This window comes from Anaerobacillus arseniciselenatis (assembly GCF_001865995.1).
In the GTDB taxonomy this organism is placed as follows: domain Bacteria; phylum Bacillota; class Bacilli; order Bacillales; family Anaerobacillaceae; genus Anaerobacillus; species Anaerobacillus arseniciselenatis.
In genome coordinates this window covers 936,074-942,622 of sequence record NZ_MLQQ01000001.1, presented here as the reverse complement: position 1 = coordinate 942,622, position 6,549 = coordinate 936,074, and the positions used below count along the sequence as shown (strand labels likewise).

Here is a 6,549-nt window from a genome sequence, read left to right as displayed (position 1 = left end):
TCTAAAGTAAAAGTTGGGTTTACCTAACACTACGGGATGGGCCCGCGGCGCATTAGCTAGTTGGTAAGGTAACGGCTTACCAAGGCGACGATGCGTAGCCGACCTGAGAGGGTGATCGGCCACACTGGGACTGAGACACGGCCCAGACTCCTACGGGAGGCAGCAGTAGGGAATCTTCCGCAATGGACGAAAGTCTGACGGAGCAACGCCGCGTGAGCGATGAAGGCCTTCGGGTCGTAAAGCTCTGTTGCTAGGGAAGAACAAGTACCGTTCAAATAGGGCGGTACCTTGACGGTACCTAGCGAGAAAGCCACGGCTAACTACGTGCCAGCAGCCGCGGTAATACGTAGGTGGCAAGCGTTGTCCGGAATTATTGGGCGTAAAGCGCGCGCAGGCGGTTTCTTAAGTCTGATGTGAAAGCCCCCGGCTCAACCGGGGAGGGTCATTGGAAACTGGGAAACTTGAGTGCAGAAGAGGAGAGTGGAATTCCATGTGTAGCGGTGAAATGCGTAGATATATGGAGGAACACCAGTGGCGAAGGCGACTCTCTGGTCTGTAACTGACGCTGAGGCGCGAAAGCGTGGGGAGCAAACAGGATTAGATACCCTGGTAGTCCACGCCGTAAACGATGAGTGCTAGGTGTTAGGGGTTTCGATGCCCTTAGTGCCGAAGTTAACACATTAAGCACTCCGCCTGGGGAGTACGACCGCAAGGTTGAAACTCAAAGGAATTGACGGGGGCCCGCACAAGCAGTGGAGCATGTGGTTTAATTCGAAGCAACGCGAAGAACCTTACCAGGTCTTGACATCCTTTGACCACTCTAGAGATAGAGCTTTCCCCTTCGGGGGACAAAGTGACAGGTGGTGCATGGTTGTCGTCAGCTCGTGTCGTGAGATGTTGGGTTAAGTCCCGCAACGAGCGCAACCCTTGATCTTAGTTGCCAGCATTCAGTTGGGCACTCTAAGGTGACTGCCGGTGACAAACCGGAGGAAGGTGGGGATGACGTCAAATCATCATGCCCCTTATGACCTGGGCTACACACGTGCTACAATGGATGGTACAAAGAGCAGCAAAACCGCGAGGTCGAGCCAATCTCATAAAGCCATTCTCAGTTCGGATTGTAGGCTGCAACTCGCCTACATGAAGCCGGAATTGCTAGTAATCGCGGATCAGCATGCCGCGGTGAATACGTTCCCGGGCCTTGTACACACCGCCCGTCACACCACGAGAGTTTGTAACACCCGAAGTCGGTGGGGTAACCTAAGGTGGGACAGATGATTGGGGTGAAGTCGTAACAAGGTAGCCGTATCGGAAGGTGCGGCTGGATCACCTCCTTTCTATGGAGTTAAAACTCTAGTCGATGCTTTTACTTTCGAGTAGAAGTACGCTTGTGTTACTGTGTTCAGTTTTGGAAGGATGAACTTCCAATGAAATAAGTTAACTGATTGAAACTTAGAAGATGTGCTCCTGCGGCACTCCTTGCGTCGTATCCTCGTCGCAAAGCTGCATGAAGCTAATCAGTGAAGTGTCACATGATGTGATTGAGGTCAGTAGCTTTGTTTCAGTTTTGAGAGAATGATCTCTCAGTATAGTTTTGAATGAAGAGTTTTGAGTGTTGAGTGATGTAAGCATCTCGAGTATGCCCACAAACCGCCTTGAAATTTATTTTCTTAACTTAATTAAATGTAAGGCAATTTAGAAGCAAGAAGTTCGAGGAAGCGAACGAGACAAGCACCGGAGTGTACATCAAACGTACATGAGGATGATTGGCGAGTGAAGCTGACGAAGAAACCTACATGAAGCCGGAATTGCTAGTAATCGCGGATCAGCATGCCGCGGTGAATACGTTCCCGGGCCTTGTACACACCGCCCGTCACACCACGAGAGTTTGTAACACCCGAAGTCGGTGGGGTAACCTTTTAGGAGCCAGCCGCCTAAGGTGGGACAGATGATTGGGGTGAAGTCGTAACAAGGTAGCCGTATCGGAAGGTGCGGCTGGATCACCTCCTTTCTATGGAGTTAAAACTCTAGTCGATGCTTTTACTTTCGAGTAGAAGTACGCTGACGCTGTGTTTCAGTTTTGAGAGAATGATCTCTCAGTATAGTTTTGAATGAAGAGTTTTGAGTGTTGAGTGATGTAAGCATCTCAAGGATGCCCACAAACCACCTCGAAATTCATTTTCTCAACTTATTTAAATGTAAGGCAATTTAGAAGCAAGAAGTTCGAGGAAGCGAACGAGACAATCACCGCAGTGTACATCAAAAGTACATGAGGATGATTGGCGAGTGAAGCTGACGAAGAAATTCGCCGCTTATCAATTGCCGGAAGGTAAATTAGAAGCGAGTAGTTCGAGGAAGCAAAAGGCCGAGAAACGAAGCGTATATTCAACGATACGTGAGTACCGCAGGCGCGAAGCTGACGAAGAAATACGAAGTTTATCATTTGCCGTTAACAGATAGGGGCCTATAGCTCAGCTGGTTAGAGCGCACGCCTGATAAGCGTGAGGTCGGTGGTTCGAGTCCACTTAGGCCCACCATTTTAATAGTTTAATAACTTGGGGCCTTAGCTCAGCTGGGAGAGCGCCTGCCTTGCACGCAGGAGGTCAGCGGTTCGATCCCGCTAGGCTCCACCAATAACAATAATTGGTAATTGACATCATTTTCGAATGGTGTTATATTTATCAAGTCGCCTTTTTGAGGTGATTGAGAGATTGCTCTCTCTAGTTTTGAATGAAGAGTTTTGAGTGTTGAGTGATGTAAGCATCTCAAGGATGCCCACAAACTACCTTGAAATTCTTAACTTAATTAAATGTAAGGCAATTTAGAAGCAAGAAGTTCGAGGAAGCGAACGAGACAAGCACCGGAGTGTACATCAAACGTACATGAGGATGATTGGCGAGTGAAGCTGACGAAGAAATCCGCCGCTTATCAATTGCCGGAAGGTAAATTAGAAGCGAGTAGTTCGAGGAAACGACTGAGGAAATCGCCGGAGTGTACTATAGACGTACATGAGGACGATTGACGAAGGAAGTTGACGAAGAAATACGAAGCTTATCATTTATCGACTTGTTCTTTGAAAACTAGATAACAACAAACACATTTAAGTTTTACCGGAAAGTTTGTAAAAACTTTTGAGTAAACTTGAGTAGTCAAGAATTCATTTCGACGAAAAATCCTTTTGTAATGATAGGTATTTTTTCGAAAGAAGCAAGAAGTTCACTACGAACTTTAAGTTCCTTTTAGAGAAATTATTTTTTGGGAGAAGCGAGCAGTTCGAGGAAACAACTGAGGAGATCACCGGAGTGTACATCAAACGTACATGAGGATGATCGACGAAGGAAGTTGACGAAGAAATGCGAAGCTTATCACAAAAAATTAGGTTAAGTTATGAAGGGCGCACGGTGAATGCCTTGGCACTAGGAGCCGAAGAAGGACGCGACGAACAGCGAAATGCTTTGGGGAGCTGTAAGTAAGCTTTGATCCAGAGATCTCCGAATGGGGGTTTTAGGATAAGTCCTCGACCGATTAGTATCTCTCAGCTCCACGTGTCGCCACGCTTCCACCCGAGACCTATCAACCTCATCATCTCTAAGGGGTCTTACTGGATTAACTCCATGGGAAATCTCATCTTGAGGGGGGCTTCATGCTTAGATGCTTTCAGCACTTATCCCTTCCACACGTAGCTACCCAGCTATGCTCCTGGCGGAACAACTGGTACACCAGCGGTGTGTCCATCCCGGTCCTCTCGTACTAAGGACAGCTCCTCTCAAATTTCCTACGCCCGCGACGGATAGGGACCGAACTGTCTCACGACGTTCTGAACCCAGCTCGCGTACCGCTTTAATGGGCGAACAGCCCAACCCTTGGGACCTACTTCAGCCCCAGGATGCGATGAGCCGACATCGAGGTGCCAAACCTCCCCGTCGATGTGGACTCTTGGGGGAGATAAGCCTGTTATCCCCAGGGTAGCTTTTATCCGTTGAGCGATGGCCCTTCCATGCGGTACCACCGGATCACTAAGCCCGACTTTCGTCCCTGCTCGACTTGTAGGTCTCGCAGTCAAGCTCCCTTTTGCCTTTGCACTCTACGAATGATTTCCAACCATTCTGAGGGAACCTTTGGGCGCCTCCGTTACTGTTTAGGAGGCGACCGCCCCAGTCAAACTGCCCACCTGACACTGTCCCCGAACCGGATCACGGTCCTAGGTTAGAATTTCAGTACAGTCAGGGTAGTATCCCACCGACGCCTCCACCGAACCTGGCGGTCCGGCTTCTCTGGCTCCTACCTATCCTGTACAAACTGTACCAAAATCCAATATCAAGCTACAGTAAAGCTCCATGGGGTCTTTCCGTCCTGTCGCGGGTAACCTGCATCTTCACAGGTAATATAATTTCACCGGGTCTCTCGTTGAGACAGTATCCAAATCGTTACACCATTCGTGCGGGTCGGAACTTACCCGACAAGGAATTTCGCTACCTTAGGACCGTTATAGTTACGGCCGCCGTTTACTGGGGCTTCAATTCAGAGCTTCTCCCGAAGGATAACCCCTCCTCTTAACCTTCCAGCACCGGGCAGGTGTCAGCCCCTATACTTCGCCTTGCGGCTTCGCAGAGACCTGTGTTTTTGCTAAACAGTCGCTTGGATCTATTCACTGCGGCTCTCTCGGGCTTTAACACCCTATCAGAGCACCCCTTCTCCCGAAGTTACGGGGTCATTTTGCCGAGTTCCTTAACGAGAGTTCTCCCGAGCGTCTTAGAATTCTCTTCTCGCCTACCTGTGTCGGTTTGCGGTACGGGCACCTCTCACCTCGCTAGAGGCTTTTCTAGGCAGTGTAGGATCAGGAACTTCGCTACTATAATTTCGCTCGCCATCACAGCTCAGCCTTCGTGAGCCTCCAAGAGACGCTTACAAGTAACTCAACACTCAAAACTCATAATTCAAAACTAAATAATCTAGTGGCGATAGCGAAGAGGTCACACTCGTTCCCATGCCGAACACGATCGTTAAGCTCTTTTGCGCCGATGGTAGTTAGGGGTTTCCCCTTGTGAGAGTAGGACGTTGCTAGGTAAAAAAACACATTCCATTAGGAGTGTGTTTTTTTAATTATAAAGAATTAATGGTTACTACAATAATCTGTGAAGCTGTCCTTCGTCTCCAAGTATCGCTTCACATTATGTTTCTTCGATAAAGCTACATGCAGCACGGATTGGGATGATATTCAAATGTAATTATGTTTGATGTATTCTTAAGTTTGTCGCATTATTATTGCGCGATCAAAAACTTTTCTTGCGATTTACCCATGTTTATTTGCGATAAAACAAATTTTATTTGCAACACGCTGAATTTAGGTAGTTATTTCTACAGTTAACAAAGAAATTCTTGAGAAAATCGAATTAATTTTGCGATGCGCCTTTGTTTACTTGAGTTATTCTGATTTTATTTGCAGCTCCTGTTTGAATAGCATAATTCACGAGTTAGTAGTGATATTCTAGCGGAAATCAAATCAATTTCGCTATGAGGATACTCCACGATTAAGTTGCTTTTTTAAAATTAATGAAATATAATACGGGACTTTATGCTTTGTTGTTTTTAAAAAATGTGTTATAAACGGTAAATCATTTGTTGGGTAACTATGGAATAATTCGCCCCACCACTCTGTTTCATACCGGCATACCATGCTTAAGTTGTATAATAGCAGGTAATGGGCGAGCAATTCTGGGAAAAATGAGAAAAGCTCACGTTTTGTCGGCAAAGAGTAAACTCCGCTAGAAAGGTTAAATTGAAACGGAGAACTTGAAAGACTAGTTAGTTTGCGGTCGATCTTTAGTAACAACGTCGTTTTTTGTTCGTCACAACTTACTATTTTATATTTGAGATGGTCATTTAAAAAGTTCACAAAAGCATCTTTTGATATGTTAAGTTGGTCTAAAATCTTACTACTAATTATTATACCTTCGTTACTGACCTGTGCCTCGTAAGCAAGCTTTTCGTTCGTAATATAGTAAAATGTTTTATGAAGTTCAGGGACTTTCTGCATTAATGCCCCCATTTTATATTTTTCTCCTTCTAATTGTTTTAAGTTGAATAGCTTTTCAGAGAAATGGGGGAGTAACCCATTTTTTTGTACTTTTACTTCATCCAATAAAAATGAATATTGGCTTTTTTTTCGTTTTCTTGTTGAAACCCCGTGTGCTAATACTTGTGTTGTTTCTGGATAGTTAGGGTCTACCGTTAAAATACCTGCTTTCATTAATTGAACCATGCCGTAAAATAGTAACACTGGTTGTAGTTCGTAGGGAGCGGTCTCCGCTTGGTCAAAGTATTTTTTGCCGTGCTCTAAATAATAAATAAATGCGTAACTATTTTGGTAAGATAGCTTATCGGCATCAGAAAATGTTTCGTAGCATTTTCGTAAAAATTGTTGTGAGTGCTCAGCTGAATAAAATGTTCGTAAATAATCCCATGAATAAAAACTATTTATCATAAAAACTGCCCTCTTCACTATTAAAATATTTGAATAATTTGACTTATATTCCTGTCTTGACAGTA

General features: G+C 45.4%; 2 protein-coding genes, 2 tRNA genes, 2 rRNA genes and 2 other annotated features. Of the genes, 5 read left to right on the top strand and 1 reads right to left on the bottom strand.

The genetic code is table 11. The features are described 5' to 3' along the window. From BKP35_RS04645 to rrf, 5 genes are all read left to right on the top strand, one after another. A 16S ribosomal RNA gene (locus tag BKP35_RS04645) occupies positions 1-1,337 on the top strand; the annotation flags it as partial. Positions 1,338-2,286: 949 nt separating this feature from the next. After that, positions 2,287-2,460: a hypothetical protein gene (locus BKP35_RS19365; protein ID WP_169819132.1), complete on the top strand. Its 174-nt coding sequence runs from the start codon at positions 2,287-2,289 to the stop codon at positions 2,458-2,460. Then, positions 2,461-2,537 (top strand) — tRNA-Ile (locus tag BKP35_RS04640). Positions 2,538-2,557: 20 nt separating this feature from the next. Beyond that, positions 2,558-2,633 (top strand) — tRNA-Ala (locus BKP35_RS04635). Between the two features lie 884 nt (positions 2,634-3,517). Next, positions 3,518-4,387: a sequence feature (23S ribosomal RNA rRNA prediction is too short), on the bottom strand. Between the two features lie 9 nt (positions 4,388-4,396). Then, positions 4,397-4,748: a sequence feature (23S ribosomal RNA rRNA prediction is too short), on the bottom strand. A 203-nt stretch (positions 4,749-4,951) separates the two neighbouring features. Beyond that, positions 4,952-5,067, top strand: a 5S ribosomal RNA gene (rrf, locus tag BKP35_RS04630). Positions 5,068-5,512: 445 nt separating this feature from the next. On the opposite strand, the gene BKP35_RS04625 is transcribed toward rrf, so the two are convergent. Further along, entirely contained in the window at positions 5,513-6,484 is a 972-nt protein-coding gene (locus tag BKP35_RS04625; RefSeq protein WP_071312185.1) for a YaaC family protein, read from the bottom strand. Between the last annotated feature and the right edge of the window lie 65 nt (positions 6,485-6,549).

Coding starts and splice junctions, on each gene's coding strand:
- BKP35_RS04625 (WP_071312185.1), bottom strand. CDS start 6,484: ATGATAAATAGTTTTTATTCATGGGATTATTTACGAACATTTTATTCA.